Below are 21,249 nucleotides of genomic sequence, written 5' to 3'. Positions count from 1 at the left end.
TTATATAACAATCAGAAAATTCCAACTACTATTAGACACCTCCAAGTAAAAATATCTCAGCCTATTTTGCAGACTTTATTCGCTCTCTTGGCGTCGTTATTCGCTCCTTTTTTCAATTTTATTTGCTCTGACAAAAACTACACTATGATTTAGGAAAGATCTAAGTAATTTCTCTCTATTTTATCTATTTAAATTTTCATTGATTTTAACAGGATTATAAAGTAGAATCTAAATAAAACCTATAAAATTACTATGTTTTAAGAAAGAAGTGACTTTGATGACTTACTTAAATGATTTAGTTGATGATTTACATAACCAATTCGGTGAAATCGTTCAGAATCGTCGTTATTTACATCAACATCCTGAATTATCATTTGAAGAAAAGGAAACACCCCAGTTTATCGCGACGCATCTACGAGAATATGATATTGAGGTACAAGAAAATATTGGAGGCCGTGGAGTAGTTGGTATTATCCATGGTGAGCATCCCGGAAAAACCATTGCATTACGAGCTGATTTCGATGCACTTCCTATCCACGATCAAAAAGATGTTCCTTATAAATCAACAGTATCTGGTATTATGCATGCATGTGGACATGATGGGCATACTGCTTCCCTACTTGCAGTCAGTAAAGTCCTACAAAAACATAAAAAATATTTACATGGGACGGTCAAAGTCATTTTCCAACATGCTGAGGAGAAACCACCTGGTGGAGCAAAATTTATGATTGAGGATGGCGTTTTAAATGACGTTGACTATGTTTTTGGAGCACATTTAGCGACTGAATTTCCTATTGGTAAACTTGCAACTCGTACTGGGGCCTCAATGGCTTCTGTCGATGCATTTAAAGTCACGATCTTGGGCAAAGGTGGACATGGCGCAAGACCACATGAAACAAAAGATTCGATCGTTGCTATTACTCAACTCGTTCAACAGCTACAACAAATTGTCAGTCGTCGCATCAACCCAACAGAGGCGGCCGTTGTAACTGTTGGCAGTATACATGCAGGAAATGCATTTAACGTCATTGCAGATACAGCAGAATTAGAGGGTACCGTTCGTGCATTGAATAAAGATGTTCGTGTGCAAATCGAGGAGGAAATTCGTGCTATTTTAGAGGGACTAAAAATAGCTAATCATGTTGATTATGATTTAGAATATTTGCACGGCTACCCTGTACTGATCAACCCTGAAAAAGAAACGAGACTTGTCGAAAACTTAATTAAAAAGCAATTTGGACAAGATTCCTTTATCCATAAACAAGCAGTACTCGGCGCAGAAGACTTTGCTTATTATTTACAAAAGCGTCCAGGTGCTTATTTCCATGTTGGCGCACATAATGACGATCCAGCTACTCAATTTCCACATCACCACCCTAATTTTGATTTTGATGAAAAAGCATTACTTAATATTGGAGCTACTTTTTTAAGTATTATTAATCATTACTTAATTGATATTGAAAAATAATGCAACATAGATTTAGAGAAAGTGAAACTTCATCCAGTGGGGGTTTCTTCATCCCCACTGGATGTTGGTTGAGCCATTCGAGCCTTTACAAACCATAGATTCCTCGCTTATCCTCAGCTTGTTACTTGCGTCTTAAATTGAGAGGCTTGATCCGTTAATGCAATGCATTAAGAGGAACTTCCCTCAAATCTATTCTTATTAGATTTTACAAAGATATGAATTGATCTGTGCGAATCCCTTTCCATAATGAATCTGCAAAGTCATCACTATGTAATTATTCCTTCTATCATAATGAAACTGCTTAGAAAAGAATGCTTGATATTGAATAAGCATTATATAAGAAACACAAAAAGAGGTGCAATTCATTTAGTTGCACCTCTTTTTAATATGGCGACACTTACTATGGTTGTGGGATAAACCAGTAATTGTCTTTATTATGTTTATCTATATAATCTTTAAATTCTTTTGAATTATAAGCATCTTTTACTGCTTTTGCCCATTTTGTATCTTTGTTCTTTTCGTCTACTACGGCAACTAATTCATAGTCTTTTACAACATCTTCTTGTAATAATGATTTTGTCGCATCAATGCCAGAAGAATATACAATACTTCCTGGTATTACACCATAATCGATATCTTGTAGTATACGAGGGATTTGAGCAGAATCCATTTCTTTAATCTCTAAATTATTTTTATTTTCAACAATATCTTTAGCTGTCGCATTAATTGGATCTACACCATCTTTGATTTTAATCCAACCAGCTTTTTGCAATATAGCATAAGCGCGTGCTGCATTTGAAGGATCTTGTGGGATCGCAACAACATCACCCTTTTTCACATCATCTAAAGATGCTTTTTTACCTGGGAATAGCGCTGCTGGTACAGTTGGGATTGGTGTTAAAGATACTAGTTTTGAACCACTTTCTTTATTGAAATTATTCATATAAGCGGTATGTTGATCCACATTTAAGTCAACACCACCATCTGCTAATGCTACGTCTGCTTGTTGCAAATCTGTAAATTCAGTTTGTTTTACTTTAAAACCTTGTTTTTCTAGAATTGGTTTTACCACGTCTAAAAATAATTCACTATAAGGACCTGGTGAAGTACCAACTTTAATTGTTTTGGTTTCTTTACTTTCCGCCCCTTTATCCGAGCTGTTGTTTCCACAAGCAGCTAGAAAAACTACTAAAGACAATGTTAAAAATGCTGCAACTAGTTTTTTCATAAATGAGTCTCCTTATTGATGTCTAATTTTTTTAGCTAAGAAATTTCCAAAGCTTTGTATAATTTGTACAATCACAATCAAAATCACGACTGTCAAAATAATAACGACTGTATTAAAGCGTTGATAACCATATGAGATAGCTAGGTTACCAATACCTCCTCCACCTACTGTTCCTGCCATTGCGGTCGCCCCAATCAAACCAATCGTAGCAGTTGTTAGTGTTAAAATAATTGAGGCCAATGCCTCTGGTACTAGAAAATACCGGACAATTTGTAATGGCTTTGCACCAAGAGACTTGGCTAATTCGATTATTCCAGGGTTGACCTCTAATAGAGAAGTCTCTACTAATCGGGCAATAAAAGGTGCAATATATATAATCAAGGGTACAATAGCAGCTTCTGTCCCATATGTCTTTCCTACAATCAATCTTGTAAATGGCACAATGGCTACCAGTAAAATGATGAATGGTAGAGAACGAATAATATTAATGATCGTATTTAAAATGGCATAGAAAAATTTATTTTCTTTAATACCATTTGGTCTTGTTAATACGAGCAATAAAGCGAGTGGTAATCCTAACAATGTACCAATCAACAATGATACTGAAACCATATAAGCGGTTTCGATAATGGCTTGCCATATGATATCAGGTGTAACTTGGTTCATATACTCGCCTCCTCAACAATTACATTATGGCTTTGAATAAACTCTTTTATCCTTTTAATCCCCTGTTCATCTGTATAAAAGGCAATTGTGAAAATTCCTAGTGTTGTGCCTTGTAATTCCGTTACATTGGCAAATACAATATTATTTTCAATATTGAATTTCTGGTTGATTTTATACAATAAAGAATCAGATGTATTGTTACCTAAAAATTTTAATCTTAATAATTGATAAGCTTTGGGACTATTTCGTAAATTCTCAACAATATTTTTTGGAATACTATTGGGAATAACAGTTTTTACAAAGTCCTTTGTTGTTGGCTGTTGAGGCGTACCAAAAACATCTATGACATTTCCTTTTTCGATTATTTGCCCATTTTCCATTACGGCTACTTTATGACATAGATCACGAATAACTTCCATCTCGTGTGTTATTAATAAAATGGTAATTTTAAATTGTTCGTTGACTCTTTTTAAAAGCTGTAAAATAGAAGTTGTCGTTTTAGGATCTAGTGCGGATGTTGCCTCATCGCACAATAAAATCTCAGGATTTGTGACAAGAGCTCTCGCTATGCCGACACGTTGTTTTTGACCTCCTGATAGTTGACTAGGATAATTTTTTTGCTTGTCTTCTAATCCAACAAAGGAGAGCATTTCTATTACTTTTTCTTTAATCTTTTCTCTGCTGTCGTTTTTCAATTTTAATGGTAGGGCAACATTATCAAAAACCGTTTTTGATTCCAATAAGTTAAAATGCTGAAAAACCATACTAATTTTTTTCTTATTTAAATTCTTTTCATTTGGTTTAAGCTGTTGTATATCTTGACCATCAACAATAACTTTTCCCGATGATGGCTCTTCCAAACCATTCACTAAGCGAATCAATGTACTTTTCCCCGCACCACTATAACCAATAACACCAAATATATCTCCTTTTTCAACCTTCAGGGAAACATCATTTAATGCTATGATTGTCTTTTTCTTCTGATGAAACTCTTTTACGATATGATCAAATTCTATCAAGATGTATCCCTCCGAAGAGAATAAAGTGAAACTGCATACAGTTGAGATTTTCTTTATCCTCCACTGTGTATTAGTTGAACCAATCGGCTTTTACAGGCTTACCATCTATACTTATGGATAGTAAATATGTTCGATGCTCTATTTTAAATGCCAAATATTACTTAAAATAGCTGTAGAAACTCTAACACTATTATAAATATATTTCTTATCATTTAACTATGAATTAATGAAATAAATTATAGCAATTATATTTTCGTAAATCAATAGCTTATTTAACCATTCTTTTAAAAATTGCAACTAAAAAGTCTTGATTTTTTAAAATTTGAGTCAAATATATTAAAAACATGAGTGATTGTAGTTCAATGGCATCCATCAATCCGTTTACAATACACTCCTTCCCAATCCCATTAAACATAAAAGATTATAAAATACGATCATTTCGCTCAAATCTAGTTTAAGATAAAATAAGAGGGATAACTTCATCTACTACTTAGTTGAACCAATGAGGTTTCAGTGGCAGTTAAGCCTAATTCTCCACCATTTTTTTCGCATCTTGAAGGTCGTTGAAAACCGTAATATCGCGATAAAGTGAAACTCCATCAGTGGGGGTTTTCTTCATCCCCCACTGAACTAGAGGAACTCAGGTTAAAAGCGCACGTCCTGTGGCAACACCTGAGTGACCAACATCTTGTTGGCCCGAACCAATTGGACTTTTACGGGCAGTTGCCCCCCATCTATCTTTTTCGCTTCTCTCTAAACCTTAAGATGGGATCTTACTGCCCGTTAAAGCGGGATAAATATTTATCTTTTCTTTCATTTTATAAACCAAGCCAGCTATTTTTATCATGTTTTTGGAGATGAATTGACTTTTTCAATGACTTCACATCTTGTGTGAGAATCTTGCTACCTATTAATGTGGGATAAAGGAGGGATCTGTTTGGATATTTTAAAAGTGCATCAGTTTTTTCCGTTTTTTGAAAGTCCTACGATCGCATTTATTCAGAAAGCCATTCCAAAAGATACGGTTATTTTCAATGAAGGAGATGAATGTGGAACAGTTGCCTTTTTGTTAAGCGGTTCCATCCGAATATCTAAGATTGGAAAAAATGGGAGAGAGATTGTTTTATATCGGTTAGGCAGTGGAGATTCGTGTATTTTAACGATTTCCAGTGTATTGGCTAATATTTCCTATCCTGCAACAGCCGTTATAGAAGAAGATGCAGAAGTCATCTTATTATCTATTCAACAGTTCAAAGAGCTGATGACCATCAACCCTGAATTTCAACAATATATTTATAAACTACTAGCAGCACGACTACTTGAAGTGATGACACTGGTCGATGAGATTGTTTTTCACAAGATGGATGAACGGTTAATCGAATATTTGTTAAGACACAGTAAAAATGATGAAGATATTATCCAAATCACACATGAAGAACTAGCCTCGCAACTTGGATCAGTGCGAGAGGTCATCAGCAGGCTTCTTAAGGGATTTGAGCGAGATGGATTGATCCAGCTTTCGCGCGGCAAAGTGAAAATCATGCACCGCTCAGGTTTGGAAGAAAAATTGTCTAGTTATTGACAATGTGACTAAGTCACTGAAGAAAACAGCTTTTTTATCTATGATAAAGGTAGAAAAAATAAAGGAGTTGTTTACTTTGAAAGCAAATGTGGGAACAACCGATCGGATTGTAAGGATTGTGTTAGGTCTTATTGTACTATCTTTATTTTTCATTTTAGATGGTGGATGGAAGTACATTGGTTTAGTAGGTATCGTTCTTTTGCTTACAGCATTCATTAAATTTTGCCCATTATATACTATATTCGGAATAAATACCTGTTCAACTAAAAAATAATGAAGGATTAAGAAGTGCCTATCTGGTGCTTCTTATTTTTTTATAACAAGAGTCATCCCGTACATGTTTTTATATATTTACCACATAGATCGCAAAATTACCATCCTCCGCTGACCATCTAACTATAAAATGAAGCTTCAGACTGAATTCTGCAATGTGTATTCTTGAAAACAAATCGTTCTTTTACAGACAATGGACCCCTGTTTATTACTTGTGCCTTGTGGCAGAATTCATACCGTTTCATGTGCATAGGTCTGCCGCCAATTCTCCTCAAAAAATATCTGTCCCTACCTAACAGCAAAATATATTGCCCTTCAAAGGAAATACGGAATTTCAGATGTGCTGATCCGGACAAAATCATGAACTATATAGCTTATGCGTGAAAACCTCATATTTACTTCATCTTATCCGTTTGTGATCTGTATTATCATGGATAAAATTAAATAATATTCCATGATAATAGTTATCAATAATCCCTTTACAAATAAAAAGATTAATAGTACACTATCCTTAACTTTCCTAAAGGAAACTTTATTTTATAAAAGAAAAAGTAAAGTATATAAGAAACTTTTTGTCTTTAAAGAAAGTCAATACCTGTACCTTACTTACATCGTGACTGTTACTAAAACTATTTAAAAAAAGGAGTTTGTTTAGAAAATTTCATTATTCCTGGGAGTTGCTTTTACCTTTACCATCACTTAAACCATTCCAAGAAATTTATCATCTGAGTACGTCTTTAAACGATTAAAAATACGATTATTAGGAGGTAATACGAATGTTAGAAGTCAAAAATATCACCGTTACATATGACGGTTTATCCAATGCAGTCGATAATGTATCTTTTCGTATTGATCAACCATCTTTAGTGGGAATCCTTGGACCAAATGGTGCAGGAAAATCAACGATGATCAAGGGAATTTTAAAATTGATTCCCAGTCAGGGAGAAACTTTTTACAATAATTCTCCTCTTAAAAAAGTACAGAAAAAAATTGCCTATGTTGAACAAAAGAGCGCTATCGATTACACCTTTCCGATCACCGTGAAGGAATGTGTTTCTTTAGGTCTCTATCCCTCCAAAAAAATGTTTCAAAAAATTAGTACAGCCGATTGGAAACAAGTAGATGTAGCATTGGAAAAAGTTCGAATGCTGGAGTACAAAAACAAGCAAATTGGAGAGTTATCTGGCGGACAATTTCAGAGGGTTTTAATCGCTCGAACGCTGATCCAACGTGCAGATTTGATTTTTTTAGATGAACCATTTGTCGGTATCGATGCAACCAGTGAAAAGATTATTATGAATATTCTTTATGGTTTTAGAAATCTAGGGAAAACCATTATGATTGTTCATCATGATTTGAGCAAAGTTGAACAGTACTTCGATCAACTCGTGATTATCGATAAACGCTTGATCGCTTGCGGCGCTACAAAAGATGTATTCACAGAAGAGAATCTGATTAGAGCTTATGGCAGCTCCATTATCGTGAAGGGCAGTGAAAAACAATGTTTACCAAATTTATAGATGGGTTAATAGAGTATCACTTTCTCCAAAATGCACTTGTCACAGCGACGGTCATTGGAATTGTCTCTGGTGCAGTTGGATGTTTCATTATTTTAAGGGGTATGTCGTTAATGGGAGATGCCATTTCACATGCCGTATTACCAGGTGTTGCTGTTTCTTATATTTTGGGGATGAACTTCTTTATAGGTGCCATCGCTTTCGGATTACTGGCCTCTATTATCATCACCTTTATCTCGAATAACAGTACGATTAAAAACGATACCGCTATTGGGATTACCTTTAGTTCGTTCCTGGCATTAGGGGTCATACTGATTGGTGTTGCCAACAGTTCGACCGACTTATTCCATATTCTGTTTGGGAACGTATTGGCTGTACAAGATTTTGATAAGTGGCTAACAATTGGTATTTCAGTTCTCGTTCTTGCCATTATCGCTATTTTCTTCAAACAACTATTGATTACATCATTTGATCCTATGATGGCAAAAGCATTTGGGATGAACGTCAACGCATACCACTATTTATTGATGATTTTACTAACACTTGTTTCTGTTACTGCTATGCAGAGCGTAGGGACTATTTTAATCGTTGCCATGCTTATTACACCAGCAGCTACTGCTTATTTATATACAAAACGTTTAAGTTCAATGATTCTCCTATCATCCTTATTAGGAGGAGCTACATCTGTCATAGGATTATTTATCGGTTATTCATTTAACATTGCGGCTGGCTCAAGCATTGTGATTACATCAGCCATCGTATTTTTGATCAGTTTCTTTATCTCTCCAAAACAACAAATTTTAAGAAAGAAGGTTTTAAGTGTATGAGTATATTCAAAAAATCTACATTTTTCGTTAGTATCGTTATGGCCGCACTTTTTCTATTAGCTGGATGTGGAACAAAAGATGGGAAAAGTGCGAATGATTCATCCAAAAACGGGAAGTTAAACGTTGTTGTCACAAATTCAATTCTTTGGGATATGACTAGAAACATTGCAGGAGATAAGATTAACCTACACAGTATTGTACCAGTCGGAAAAGACCCACATGAATATGAGCCGCTTCCTGAGGATATCCAAAAATCAACCGACGCAGACCTGATCTTCTTTAATGGTCTCAATCTTGAAACAGGCGGAAATGCATGGTTCACAAAATTAATGGAAAATGCCAATAAAAAAGAAAACAAAGATTATTATGCTGTAAGTGAAGGTGTAGAGGCATTACATTTAGAAGGAAAAGGCGAGGAAGGAAAAGAGGATCCACATGCTTGGTTGAATTTAGAAAACGGTATGATCTATGCACAAAATATCGAAAAATATTTATCGGAAAAGGACCCTGATAACAAAGAATTTTACAAGAAAAATTTGAAAGAGTACGTTGCAAAACTGACTGAGTTAGACAATACCGCAAAAGGAAAATTTGACTCCATCCCTGATAGTAAGAAAATGATCGTCACAAGTGAAGGGTGCTTCAAATATTTTTCAAAAGCCTATCATGTACCATCTGCTTATATCTGGGAAATCAATACGGAAGAAGAAGGAACACCCGATCAAATCAAAAATCTTGTAGATAAATTAAAGAAAACAGATGTCCAATCACTATTCGTCGAAAGTAGTGTAGACGACCGACCAATGAAGATGGTAGCGAAAGACACTGACATTCCAATCTATGCAAAAATCTTTACAGACTCCATTGCAGAAAAAGGGAATGATGGCGATAGCTATTACTCTATGATGAAATGGAATTTAGATCATATTTACAAAGGTTTAGCAAAATAAGTATAGATATGATACATTACCAAAATGTTATTCTTATAAAGTGAAATTTCCATCAGTGGGGTTTTCTTCATCCCCCACTGAAATAGAGGAACTCAGGTTAAAAGCGCCACGTCCTGTGGCAACACCTGAGTGACCAACATCCTGCCCGCCCGAACCAATCGGACTTTTACGGGCAGTTGATCCCCCATCTATCTTTCTCGTTTCTCTCTCAATCTTGAGATGGGGGTCTTACTGCCCGTTAATGCGGGATAAACTATCCGTTTTATTTCCATTAAAGGAACATCCAATTCATGGAATTACAGGTTTGCAAGCTACTGAGAAATATGATGACAATGGTTATGTAAAAGAATATCACTATCAATGGAAAGTGCTTGTTCCAAAGTATGGAATCATTTATAGTCATATTTCTGCATGGGAAAATGAACCTCATGATCATCCAAGTACACCCGAAGAATATAAGGTAAATTCCGAACCACATCATCATCACCATGTGCCTTACGATCGACACCAAAGAAAAGATAACTACGATATCCACTCATTAGAATCTGCCTTTGCTTTTATCGCAAAATATATTGAAAGTGGAGAAGAATATAAACCATAGTCTTTTAGTGATAAAGTAATATAGTTGTGACTAAGCCTCTCAAAAATTTAGTCTTATGATTGAGATTGCAATACAGCAATAGGATCATGTGACTGTCTCTAACTTCAACTTTTATGATAAATATCAGATATAGCAATGATATATTTTTTAAATGTGATGATTACGCTATTTTCCACTAATCAACACCATAGTTAATATTTTTTCATTTTGACCATGCGAATGAAGTGAAAGGGATGTTTTATATGAATATTACTGTATTTTACGGAAGTTCTCGAGAAAATAGCAATAGCTCGTTATTAGCGAATAAGGTATTAAATGGACTGAATTTCGAAGCGGTTCATTTGCAAAATATGAAGATTGTCCCATAAACGGCATGATCTCGAAGGATTTTCATTACCTGATGATGATTATGATCAAATCATTCAGCAGATTTTAAAAAGTGACGTCATTGTCTTTGCTACACCTATTTATTGGTATAGTATGAGCGGCACGATGAAAGTCATGATTGACCGCTTAAGCCAAGCTATTCGTGACGAACGCTACCCACAATTAACAGAGCACTTAAGAACAGTAAAAGCAATCGTATTAGCTGTAGGCGGAGACAATCCAACAATAAAAGGATTGCCTATGATTCAACAATTCCAATACATTTTTGAGTTTCTAGGTACATCATTTGAACATTATATTTTAGCTGAAGGCAACCGTCCCGGCGATGTACTATCAGACTCACGAGTATTGAGTGAGGTAAAATGGCTCAATGGATGGCTACAATCTTTGGTGAATCAAACACGTCATTAAGTAGCTTTCTAAACACCTTGTTGTTAATGACTTTGCTACCAAAATGGAAACAAACAGTTGTTATAATCATGCTTTATTACTGAAGATGACCATCTTTTCCCTCACGATTCTTATCCATACAGATAGCCTATTGTCATCTTGATTGATAGTAGGTTATTTAAACAGTACGCGTATCCAATTGATCCAACTTTTATTTCGAAGTGTTCAAATAATAATCTAAAACAAGCTTATCTGGAGGACTAATATTTATCGGAAGCTCTTTTAAACTAAAAAATTTTAAATCAATCGCCTCATCTTCATCATTTTGCAATTTCCCACTATATTTTCTACACGTATAGGCAGTCACCACATTATAAACTTCATCGCCATGAGGGTATTGATAGTAAAAATCCCTTCCAGAAAAAGTATGTAGTAATTCTAATTGATCAGGAATCAATCCACTTTCCTCTTTCATCTCTCGAATAGCTGCTTCTTCGAGCGACTCTCCTAACTCCATTGAACCACCAATAAGCCCCCAGCATTGATTATCTTCCCTTAATTGCATTAATAGTTGATGGCTTTCATTCAGAATAATGACACAAGCGCCAACCATGATCAGTGGTTCCGTCCCTACTTTTTTCCGCAAATCCATCATATAGCCCATGGCATTTCTCCACCTTTTATATATGCAAAATATGAGTGATTCAAACCAATTCAATGAATCTTATTATATTGACAAGATTTATAACCAGTTCAGCAACAAAGTGATTAAAGCACTTTGAATTAATACTATTATTATAAAAGTTTTCCATTCATTTTTATCACTGCTTCTTTTTACTAGATAAGTCCAGGTTATAAAATTAATTATTAGCACTACTATTAATACTACTAGAAAAGTAAAAAGAAAGGGCGCTTTTATCGTTATCATATATTTTTTCCTCTCTTATGTAAACGTAAACTCACGGCACTCTACTACAGCCTATTATTTATATTAGATAAACACCGATCCTACTGCAATCAACGATAATATAATTAAAATAGCAATGAAAAATTTCTTCATCGAAACCTTCAATGGTGAACCTTTTTCTTTATCGACAGCGAAAAAACACATGTTACTTCTCTGGTCAGTGTAATATTGAATGTTGAAATTAATCCATAGTGAGCTTGCCATCCACAAAAGATCCTTTTTTCTCTAATAGACATCGAATCTGTTCAAAATGATGCAGGTCATGTTCTATCTGTCCTCTAAAATACCTTTGCAAAGTGTATTCACTGCTACCTATATAAAATTCTTTATTCCAAAGATGATCCTCTAAATTGATGATCGCTGTAATAAGGTTTCTTCTAATTTTTATAAATTCGGCACTCGTCACTTCTATAGCTTTTTTTCTACTTAGAATTGCCGATTCTGCATTTACTTCATTGGTGTTTGGAGCTTTCGGCAGCTCTTTCTCTCCAAAAATATATGGTAAACGTTGATAAAGAACAAATGTATCCCACACTTTAAAATGACCAACTATTTCTGCAATTGTCTATTTATCCTTTTGGATAGGGGTCCTCCAAACAGTCTCGGATAAATTCTCTAATTCCTTCACCCATTCAATTGTTTTAAAATAGTGAGCCACTATTTCTTCCTTCATCCCAAGCAATAATTTTCCCCCTCCCATCCTGAAAAAACTTTATTCTGACCAATAAAGTGAAGCCTCCATCAGTGGTCCCCCACTGATGGTCAGCTAAACCAATCGGGCTTTTTACGGGCAGTTAATCCCACCTATCTTTCTCGTTTCTCTCCAAACCTTGAGGTGGGGGTCTTACTGCCCGTTAAAGCGGGATAAATATCAAATACATTTACTTAATGACATGATCTGAGGAATTTTTCATTAAATCCATAAAAGGCTGGTTACAATACTAAATATTTTGTCAAAATTTCTTGAGTGGATGCTTCACAATATGCTGTAGAATAAGGATCTGCAAATCCATGAGTACCATCGAAAGTATATACTGAAACAAGCTCTTTGCGATTTAATTCCTTTGCCAATACTTCGGAATTAAATGCTTTTTCATGCTTACCGTAAAATAAAAAAGTCGCCGTTCGAGGTTCAATAGTTATATACTGGCGAATCCTTGAACCATAGAAGCCGAAAATTTTTGCGATTTTATTTTCTGTACTACAAAGCCATGCAATAGTAGCACCAATACTAAACCCTACAATTTGTACATTTTCATATTTATCATAGCATTGGTGAACCAATTCAAGAACCTGCTCATAAGCCTTTTCAAATCCTATATCCTTTATAAAATGTTGATAGGCTTCTTGTTCTTGATCATAACGATACGGTTCTTCATTTCCTAGTAAGTTTGGAATGAAAACATCATAACCTCTTTTGAAAAAATAATTGGCATAGAATTTCATATGTTCATTTATTCCATAGATCTCATGGAGTAAAATAATACATCTGTTTGAGGATTGAACCAATTTCATATGATGATACCCCCCTTAACGTCATTCATTTTTCAATAGTATATCCATTTAACAATAGTATAGATTAGTCATTAATTTTAAAGTTCATGGAATGTATACATTATTGGTTTCAAACTTTTATAATTAATTTATTAATATTCAGGATATATATTCTATTTTTAATAATTATCACCATATAATATTTAAAAAGAAAAGTATATGTTAACGTGTAAATCTGAACATTATTACCAGTTGTAGAGCTGTTGTAATTCATTGACATTCTCTCATTACATGTACTTATTTAAGATTAACGTGCCCTATATATTTTATTAAAATATTATTTTTTCACTTCATAGTACAATTCAACAAATTGATTGAAGGTGTTAGTTCCTTTCAATATAAGATCTAGCTCTTCAGCCTCCTCATGAAATAATGGAATCCCTTGCCCAAGTATCGTTGGGGCAATTGTTATGATGAATTCATCCATGAATTTATTTTGGATAAAAGTGTGTAACAACTCTCCCCCACCAACCATCCATATTTTCTTGCCATGTTGTCCTTTTAATTTAGTTACAAGTTTAGTTAAATCATCACCATGAACAAACTTTACATCTTCCGTATCTTCGATAGAATTTCTCGTAAAAACGTAGCATTCTTTACCTTTATAAGGAAATCCTTTTAAGTCCTGCTTCATTATCCAATCGTAAGTTCTTCTTCCCATTAAAATCGTATCCACTGTTTCATAAAAATCAGAAAATCCGTTATCCCCGTCGCCTTCTACTTTAAATAACCAATCAAGTGACTCATTTTTGGTAGCAATATAACCATCTAGACTTGCAGCAATAAACGCTACTATATTTCGTTTCTGATTCATAACTGAATTCCTCCCTTATATTCGTTTAGAATAAACAATCATCGTCGCAGGTATAGAAGTAATCATTACACAAAATAGAACTATTAATACTTGTGTGGCAGTAAGCGATAATGGGCCAAGCGATCCCGTAACTAAAAATAGTATCAGTATCGTCCCAAATAATACAAAATAATTTACACTCATGCTTTTTCCAATAATCTCACTTGTCCGTTCATCCCTCGGAAATAAATGTGGCGATAAATAAGCCATCATCAATGAACTGGTTCCTAAAAACAAACTCATCATACCATCTGGAAAGCGAAGATGTAGGATATCATCATAGTTGATATAAGTCCCTACTCCCGTTAATAATACACCTACAAATAGATATATCATCTGATTTTCACGTGCTTTTTTCATCCCTCATCTCCCCTCCTCGTATATAAATAAATCTTCCATTTGGCATTGGAAAATACTTGCTAATTTGAAAGCGAGTATAATAGAAGGATTATATCGTCCTCTTTCTAAAGAAATAATCGTTTGTCTTGATACACCTAACTTTTCTGCCAACTGATCTTGTGTTAAAACATTTTGAACTCTGAACTCCTTTATACGGTTTTTCATGTAGTCACCCCACTAATAATATAAATCTTACTGTATGTAAAGTATGCTTTACTCATTAAATAGATATAAAGCTAGTTTTACTTTTCGCGGGTAAAACTAGCTTCATGAAATATTATATTAAAAACATTAGTACATTCTTCTATATATATTTTGTATTATAAATGGATCTAATAACTTTTAAAAATTTCTATGTACGCTTCCAAAGATGACACTCTACTTCTTTACATCTATAATACCCTTATAGTCTCATTTTCCTTTACTTTTTCGAGTAAACCCCGCATAGTTCTAAAAGAAACCGCGCAAATCTCGCCATTAGCCATTGTTACCATTCGACCTTTTTTGTCAATTTGCTGAATATGCTCTGTATTTATAATGCAACTTTTATGGCAACGATAGAATCTTTCATCGAGACGTTCAATAATATCTTTTAAGTTCCCATAAAATTCATAGTGCCCATTTTTAGTTTGTAATTGAAGCTTGTGGATTTGAGTAGATGTCAAAAAGCAATAAATCTCATCGTATGGAATGTTTTTGATCAACTCGCCAATTTTAATTTGAAAATAATGACCTTCATCAACAGCGCCTAATTGCTCGTATCTCCGATATGCAGTTTCTAACGCAGTGACTAGCTGATAACTTAACTCTTCCCCTTCTCTTTTCACGATATAATCGAGTGCTGCTAGCTTATATGTAAATGTGAGTTGAAGCATTTCTGCATGACTTGTCACAAAAATAACACTCGACTGCGGATCAAATTGGCGAATCTTGTTTGCTAACTCTAACCCATTGATCTGGCTGCTCAGTTCAATATCTAAAAAATAACAATCCGCTCGTTCCTTTTCTATATAAGTGATAACATCTTCAGGTTTAGAAGTTACTAAAACAAACTCTATACTGGGGTGTTCAATCAGTGCATAATTTTTTAACTTTGTATAAATAAGCTGAAGTTGTCTTTCATCATCATCGCAAATAATTACCTTCAATTTATTTGCCCCCAATTCTGAATTTCAATTTCTTGAATAAACCAATTGTCTTCGATTCTTGTATTCATCGTTACTTGCGGATACCTTTCGACAATCTGCTTAACATTTGCCAAACCAAAGCCACGGCCTTTACCCTTTGTAGAGAAAGATTCTTTATAAATATCTGTTACGTTTAGGATCTTTTTTTCCATTGTATTTCGAATGATAATAATCAAAGAATCCGTATTTGTTTTAAAGAAAGCGATGTTCATTATTTTATGATCTACTGATTGATTTGCTTCAATCGCATTGTCAATCAAAATGCCTATCATTCGCGTTAAGTCAATGATATTCATATGGATGTTATCGATTTTATCGGGTATTTCAATACTTACATCAATTCCCTGCTCATTTGCTTGCAGCGCTTTTGTCGCTATAAGCCCCTTTAGTCCTGTTATTTTTAAATTATCCAAATTCGCCAATACCTTATTTTTAAATAAAGTATTCGACTCTACTTTTAAAATATGTTGTTGAAAGTATTCCTTTAAGTCTTCTAAATTATTTTCATCTAAATAGCCTTGCATCGTCAGCAAAATATTTGCATAATCATGACGAAATTTCTGCATATCACGATTGATCTGTTCGAGCCCTTCTACATACATGGAGAATTGCTTCATCTCCATCGCACGCTGTTTTAAGCGATTTTCCTTTTTGATGCCATACAAAAGGAGACCAAATAACAGAAGCATCAACAGAAAATAGCTCAATTGGATCGCTAAATTGATTTTCAACAATTCTATTTCGTCCCGATTATCAGGCACAAAGATATTTAAATAAAAAACAAGAATCGTGGCACTGACAATCAAAAAAATGGATATTTGTATGAGTAGCGGAATATCTATACGAGCCAATACTTTATCGATTATTATATTTTTATAGACATAAATACATAACACATAAAAAATACTAAATAAGACATAGTGTAAATACGTATTCATATTATTTGCTATAAAAGAACGCCCAATAAGTTCAGCAAGAAGATCTGCTAACATACCACTAAAAAAGACAATACATACATCTAGCAATGCTCGAAAATTTCCCGAAATCCTATAAAAGAATAGGCCCGTGGTAAAAAATAACATTATTATTCCCACCCAGCTTGTAACAAATACATAAACACTAATTGTAGGTAAAACCACAAGACCTATAAAAAGCAAAACTTCTCGAAGGTTTATACGAATCCTTAATGTATAAACTAAGGCAAGGAATATGACACAAAATTCAACTACTGGAGAAAAGAAGTGATTCATCTATCCAACACTTCCCTACCGCTTATTTTAGAAATGGATGATTTTCCTTAAGTTCTTTCGGTATTTCTTCTTCATGAAAGAAAAAAGTACAAATATTTACTACTGCAAGACCTCCTACAATCATAGCCAATTTGGACAATTTCGTAAGAACAAAACTTTTAGTGGATTGGAACGGTTTAAATTTTACATTCATTTGAATCTTCTCCTTTAATGGTTTGTATTAGAATCGCTAAACTTTGAAGACATAAACCTTGAACAACAAATAGTTGGATAGATGAAGGTAAAACAATGATTAATAGGATAATTGCCAATAATCGTATGCGTGTATGCTTTTTTAAATAGCTACGATGTTTATCATTGACAATAGGATGTTTTAAAGTTCCAGCAGGTGCGTATGCAAAAATAATGATTGCTGAAACCATACTAATCCCCAGCATAAGCCCATATGGAAGTTGGAAAATACCTAAAAATGCAGCTAGAAAAGGGAATGCAATAATACTCCATGCTATACAGCTTAACTTGCCCGCAAAATGATAGCCGAATGATTTTTGACGGAGTACCAAAAACGTTAGATGTGCAATCAAAGTTGGCACTAGGCAGTGGAGCAACAAAGCAACTCCATAAACGATAATTGCTTTATATAGTTCACTTAAAATAATATGAACACCATATCGGATTTTAGCCTGATCTAAGGATGTATAATTTTGTTGCTTAATAAGCGCATTTACAATAGCGGACTCCATCCCAGACATTTATGTGTTTCATCCCCTTTTATACTAATTGACAGGACATATGACCGTTGCACTACGAAGTTCTGAAATCACAGAAAATCCAGCAATCACTATCCATCAAAAACACTATAAAAATTCCCACTTATTAATAAAATAGCACCAAATCTACTATATGCAACCATTTCCATACTAATTTTTATAAAAAATTAAAATGTTTACAATACTAGTCGGTATTTTTTAATTATTTCCTCTTTTTTTCTTTATCATAAACGTTAATTTTTTATTCATAATCGTTGTAAAAAATGAAGTCATTTAACGTTTATGATCATTTAATTACATTTTACTACAAAAAACCCTTTTTAGGAATTTTAATCGATAGAATAGTAATATTTTTAAAAATATCCATTAGATATATTTATATATATTTTTAATATAATTTACTAATATATCAAAATATTTATTTTTGTTTCTAAGCTGGTTATTGGTCATCTCCTTAATCGTTTTTTATCATGATTGGTATTATTTCTTTATGTGAATGTTGTAAAATGAATAATTCTGAAAACTATTGGTGCATACAGAAAGGATCTTCGCCGCATTTTTATCTGTGAGGATTTTGCCATTGGAACATTAGGCAGGACAATCGCTGTCATTGTATTATGGAGACTTTGTGAAACACTCAATATTATTTTAAAAAAAGGTTTTTGAACAAATTCATTTTAATCTATTCCAAATGGAACTTTATCAAGCTGTAACTAAGATTTTATTAAGTGGCTTTTTTTCATCGCGTCGTTTATATCGGCAAAAATCGTTTCTAAAAAAGTCATTTTGAATCCTTTAAGATACAAATAGAAGGAATGTTGTTGACATTAAAAACCTCCTAATCATTGAATCTTGCTGTGGTGATTACATAACAAGTAAATGATTAGGAGGTATGATAGATCTAGACTTACTTATACAGCGCTAGAAAATGAATTAGAAATAGGTGTTCACCCTATATTTTAAACGACTGGATCGTCTGAACCCCATTTGCGCTCTTTTTTACCTACATCTAGTTTACCTTTTTGTTTTTTCATTTGGCGCACTTTAAGTACGTACCAAACTTGAGCGGCAATATAAATAGACGAATAAACACCAGTAACTAAGCCGATTAGTAACGCCAATGAGAATGTTTGAATTGCTGATGCACCAAAAAACATTAATGCAATTACGACAACTAATACCGTAACGACTGTATTAACAGAACGTCCAAGTGTTTGACGTAGGGATTTATTAACGATATTCGCTAAATCCTCTTTGTTTTTGATGATGCCGCTACGATGAAGATTCTCGCGAATACGGTCAAATGTAACAATCGTATCGTTGATAGAATAGCCGACAATCGTCAGTACTGCAGCAATAAACGTGATATCCACTTCAATACGGAATAAACTGAAGATAGCTACCATAAAGAATACATCATGGAGTAATGACACAATCGTTCCAACACCCATGCGCCATTCGAAACGAACTGCCACATAGATAATGATACCAAGCGCTGCAATCAATAATGCATAAATCGCATTTTTTGCGAGTTCCTTACCAACGGTTGAGGATACTGTGCTGACTGCGATTTGTATATCTTCACCGTATTCTTTTTGCATTTGTGCTTTAAAATCTTTTACTTGGTCTTTTGAGAAGTTATCTGTAAAACGTAATACAGCCGTTTCTGATTTCTCACCAGCAATTGAAATATCTTTTGGTGAGTATCCATCTCTTATAACTGTTTTTTCAACTTCTTGAGACGTTAATGTTTGATTGGTCTGTACTTCAACACGTGAACCACTTGTAAAATCCACACCCAGGTTTAGCTTGAAAATACCTAAAATAATCATGCCCGCTAAAATCAAGACAGCTGATAATGTGAAGAATTTATTACGGCTGTGGACGAAATCAAAACGGTCAAACTTTGTTTTTAAATCGAGCGTATCGATACCTTCTGATAGTTTGTGAATGCGTTTATTGTTGACACCAAATAACCAAGGTCTGTTATCCAAGTAGCCTGAATTAACGAGCAAGCCTAATAGAATACGTGTCCCCCAAATAGCTGTTACAAATGTTACGATGACACTGATGATTAATGTTGTAGCAAATCCTCTTACATTACTTGTACCAAAATGGAATAAAACAGCCGCGGCTAAAAGTGTTGTAATGTTCGCATCAAAAATAGCTGTGAATGAAGATTTTGAACCAGCTTTAAAAGCCACTTTCGATGACTTACCAACGCGTAATTCTTCTTTGATTCGCTCGTACATTAAAATGTTGGCGTCTACAGCCATCCCAATCCCAAGAACAAGTGCTGCAATACCAGGAAGCGTTAAGACCGCATGGATCATCTCAAAAATCCACAACACGATAAATGTGAATACGGTTAATGTGATATCAGCGATTAAACCTGGTAATCGATAAACTGCTAACATGAAGATAAAAATTGCCGCAACACCAATGATACTCGCAAATACCGTTGCTTTTAACGCGTCATCGCCAAATTGTGCACCAACAGAAGTGGAGTAAACTTCAACCAGTTTTGCTGGAAGTGCGCCGGCATTTAAAATACCTGCCAAATCCTTCGTTTCTTGGACAGTGAAGTTACCTGTAATTTGAACGTCCGTTGTGTTCAATGTTTGGTCAACCGTTGCTGCTGAGGCATAAGCTGGTTTTTCTTTTTGTGCCTCTTTTATGTATGAGTCTCCTTTTTGATAGTCTAACCAAATGACCATTATATTTTCAGGAGAGGGACGTTGAGATAGCTTTGATGTAATTTTCGCAAATTTGTCTGCATCTTTTAGTGTTAATGTTACCATCGGTTTATTTTGTTCATCAAATCCAGCTTTTGCTCCACCCTGTTTTAAGTCTTTACCATTTAGTAATAACTGATCATTGTAATCACGAAATGTTAGATTTGCTTGATTTGATAAAACCTCACGTGCTTGGTTTTGGTTTTTAACACCTGCAAGTTGTACACGGATACGATTCTTTCCTTCAATATTAATGCTTGGTTCAGATACCCCTAAAACATTAATACGTCTTTCGATCGCATCTTTAGTTGCTTTTACATCCTCTTCCGTTACATGTCCACCTTCTTTTAGTGGTTGTACTTCATACAAAACCTCAAAGCCACCTTGTAAATCGAGACCTAGATTAATATCTTTTAAGATTCCGGTAATCGTCATGCCCATTGATGCAAATAAAGCAAGTATGATCAAGAAAAAAACTGCGATTCGGCTTTTTAACTTCATTCAAAAAATCCTCCTCAAAAAAGTGCTTCAACATAATATAAAATAATTTTTATATTATGTTTGAATATAGATATATGTCTTGTTTTCCAGTTTCTACATAATAGATTTATTATGAAGTAGCTTTT

The 21,249-nt window shown here is 34.2% G+C and carries 21 protein-coding genes and 1 pseudogene; 8 read left to right on the top strand and 14 right to left on the bottom strand.

Annotated elements, in window-relative coordinates; all coding sequences use genetic code 11:
• The first annotated feature begins 277 nt into the window (after positions 1–277).
• Positions 278–1,468 carry a M20 metallopeptidase family protein gene (locus FEU33_RS01615; RefSeq protein WP_146547715.1) on the top strand — a complete coding sequence of 397 codons (1,191 nt, stop codon included), beginning with the start codon at positions 278–280 and terminating at the stop codon, positions 1,466–1,468.
• A 400-nt stretch (positions 1,469–1,868) separates the two neighbouring features.
• Here the strand turns inward: FEU33_RS01615 and FEU33_RS01610 are convergent, their stop codons facing one another.
• Genes FEU33_RS01610 through FEU33_RS01600 form a run of 3 tightly spaced genes read right to left on the bottom strand, consistent with a single transcriptional unit; the run spans position 1,869 to position 4,381 of the window.
• Positions 1,869–2,696, bottom strand: a complete 828-nt coding sequence (locus FEU33_RS01610; protein ID WP_146547714.1) for a MetQ/NlpA family ABC transporter substrate-binding protein — start codon at positions 2,694–2,696, stop codon at positions 1,869–1,871.
• A gap of 12 nt (positions 2,697–2,708) precedes the next feature.
• Entirely contained in the window at positions 2,709–3,362 is a 654-nt protein-coding gene (locus FEU33_RS01605) for a methionine ABC transporter permease (RefSeq protein WP_146547713.1), read from the bottom strand.
• Complete coding sequence (locus FEU33_RS01600; RefSeq protein ID WP_146547712.1) at positions 3,359–4,381, bottom strand: methionine ABC transporter ATP-binding protein; 1,023 nt, start codon at positions 4,379–4,381, stop codon at positions 3,359–3,361. Before FEU33_RS01600 ends, FEU33_RS01605 begins: the two co-directional genes overlap by 4 nt.
• Positions 4,382–5,318: 937 nt before the next feature.
• On the opposite strand from FEU33_RS01600, the gene FEU33_RS01595 reads away from it, so the two are divergent.
• The 7 genes and pseudogenes from FEU33_RS01595 (at position 5,319) to FEU33_RS01565 (ending at position 10,929) form a co-directional block, all read left to right on the top strand.
• The gene (locus FEU33_RS01595; RefSeq protein ID WP_186731286.1) at positions 5,319–5,963 is read left to right on the top strand and encodes a Crp/Fnr family transcriptional regulator; all 645 of its coding nucleotides are present in this window, start codon (positions 5,319–5,321) and stop codon (positions 5,961–5,963) included.
• 76 nt (positions 5,964–6,039) lie between these two features.
• Entirely contained in the window at positions 6,040–6,237 is a 198-nt protein-coding gene (locus tag FEU33_RS01590) for a YgaP family membrane protein (protein ID WP_146547710.1), read from the top strand.
• Positions 6,238–7,012: 775 nt separating this feature from the next.
• On the top strand, positions 7,013–7,756 hold the full coding sequence (locus tag FEU33_RS01585) for a metal ABC transporter ATP-binding protein (RefSeq protein WP_146547709.1): 744 nt from the start codon (positions 7,013–7,015) through the stop codon (positions 7,754–7,756).
• A complete protein-coding gene (locus FEU33_RS01580) occupies positions 7,738–8,580 on the top strand; it encodes a metal ABC transporter permease (RefSeq protein WP_146547708.1) in 843 nt (280 codons plus the stop codon). The genes FEU33_RS01585 and FEU33_RS01580 overlap by 19 nt, the downstream gene beginning before the upstream one ends.
• The gene (locus FEU33_RS01575) at positions 8,577–9,530 is read left to right on the top strand and encodes a metal ABC transporter substrate-binding lipoprotein (protein WP_186731285.1); all 954 of its coding nucleotides are present in this window, start codon (positions 8,577–8,579) and stop codon (positions 9,528–9,530) included. The genes FEU33_RS01580 and FEU33_RS01575 overlap by 4 nt, the downstream gene beginning before the upstream one ends.
• Positions 9,531–9,771: 241 nt before the next feature.
• Positions 9,772–10,131, top strand: a complete 360-nt coding sequence (locus FEU33_RS01570; protein ID WP_146547707.1) for a DUF6516 family protein — start codon at positions 9,772–9,774, stop codon at positions 10,129–10,131.
• 242 nt (positions 10,132–10,373) lie between these two features.
• Positions 10,374–10,929 (top strand): annotated as a pseudogene (locus tag FEU33_RS01565) (flavodoxin family protein).
• Between the two features lie 190 nt (positions 10,930–11,119).
• Here FEU33_RS01565 and FEU33_RS01560 read toward each other — a convergent pair.
• The 11 genes from FEU33_RS01560 to secDF all read right to left on the bottom strand — a co-directional run bounded on the left by FEU33_RS01560 (position 11,120) and on the right by secDF (position 21,124).
• Positions 11,120–11,572, bottom strand: coding sequence for an NUDIX hydrolase (locus FEU33_RS01560; protein ID WP_146547706.1), 453 nt, complete (start codon positions 11,570–11,572; stop codon positions 11,120–11,122).
• Positions 11,573–12,056: 484 nt separating this feature from the next.
• Positions 12,057–12,410, bottom strand: a complete 354-nt coding sequence (locus FEU33_RS01555) for a hypothetical protein (protein WP_146547705.1) — start codon at positions 12,408–12,410, stop codon at positions 12,057–12,059.
• A 398-nt stretch (positions 12,411–12,808) separates the two neighbouring features.
• Entirely contained in the window at positions 12,809–13,390 is a 582-nt protein-coding gene (locus FEU33_RS01550; RefSeq protein WP_146547704.1) for a dienelactone hydrolase family protein, read from the bottom strand.
• A 316-nt stretch (positions 13,391–13,706) separates the two neighbouring features.
• Positions 13,707–14,243 carry a dihydrofolate reductase family protein gene (locus FEU33_RS01545; RefSeq protein ID WP_146547703.1) on the bottom strand — a complete coding sequence of 179 codons (537 nt, stop codon included), beginning with the start codon at positions 14,241–14,243 and terminating at the stop codon, positions 13,707–13,709.
• A gap of 15 nt (positions 14,244–14,258) precedes the next feature.
• Positions 14,259–14,642 (bottom strand): hypothetical protein, encoded by a 384-nt coding sequence (locus FEU33_RS01540; RefSeq protein ID WP_146547702.1) that lies wholly within the window; start codon positions 14,640–14,642, stop codon positions 14,259–14,261.
• A 3-nt stretch (positions 14,643–14,645) separates the two neighbouring features.
• Complete coding sequence (locus tag FEU33_RS01535; protein WP_146547701.1) at positions 14,646–14,846, bottom strand: helix-turn-helix transcriptional regulator; 201 nt, start codon at positions 14,844–14,846, stop codon at positions 14,646–14,648.
• Between the two features lie 227 nt (positions 14,847–15,073).
• Positions 15,074–15,829, bottom strand: coding sequence for a LytR/AlgR family response regulator transcription factor (locus FEU33_RS01530; RefSeq protein ID WP_146547700.1), 756 nt, complete (start codon positions 15,827–15,829; stop codon positions 15,074–15,076).
• Positions 15,826–16,950: a sensor histidine kinase gene (locus FEU33_RS01525; RefSeq protein ID WP_186731284.1), complete on the bottom strand. Its 1,125-nt coding sequence runs from the start codon at positions 16,948–16,950 to the stop codon at positions 15,826–15,828. Before FEU33_RS01525 ends, FEU33_RS01530 begins: the two co-directional genes overlap by 4 nt.
• A 190-nt stretch (positions 16,951–17,140) precedes the next feature.
• Positions 17,141–17,311, bottom strand: coding sequence for a cyclic lactone autoinducer peptide (locus FEU33_RS01520; RefSeq protein WP_146547698.1), 171 nt, complete (start codon positions 17,309–17,311; stop codon positions 17,141–17,143).
• Positions 17,295–17,870, bottom strand: coding sequence for an accessory gene regulator ArgB-like protein (locus FEU33_RS01515; RefSeq protein WP_146547697.1), 576 nt, complete (start codon positions 17,868–17,870; stop codon positions 17,295–17,297). The genes FEU33_RS01520 and FEU33_RS01515 overlap by 17 nt, the downstream gene beginning before the upstream one ends.
• A 977-nt stretch (positions 17,871–18,847) precedes the next feature.
• Positions 18,848–21,124: a protein translocase subunit SecDF gene (secDF, locus tag FEU33_RS01510; RefSeq protein WP_146547696.1), complete on the bottom strand. Its 2,277-nt coding sequence runs from the start codon at positions 21,122–21,124 to the stop codon at positions 18,848–18,850.
• Between the last annotated feature and the right edge of the window lie 125 nt (positions 21,125–21,249).

It is taken from the genome of Rummeliibacillus suwonensis, assembly GCF_007896435.1.
GTDB classification, from domain to species: Bacteria; Bacillota; Bacilli; order Bacillales_A; family Planococcaceae; genus Rummeliibacillus; species Rummeliibacillus suwonensis.
The sequence above is the reverse complement of the archived record's forward strand: the minus strand, read 5'-3'. Positions and strand labels throughout refer to the sequence as shown.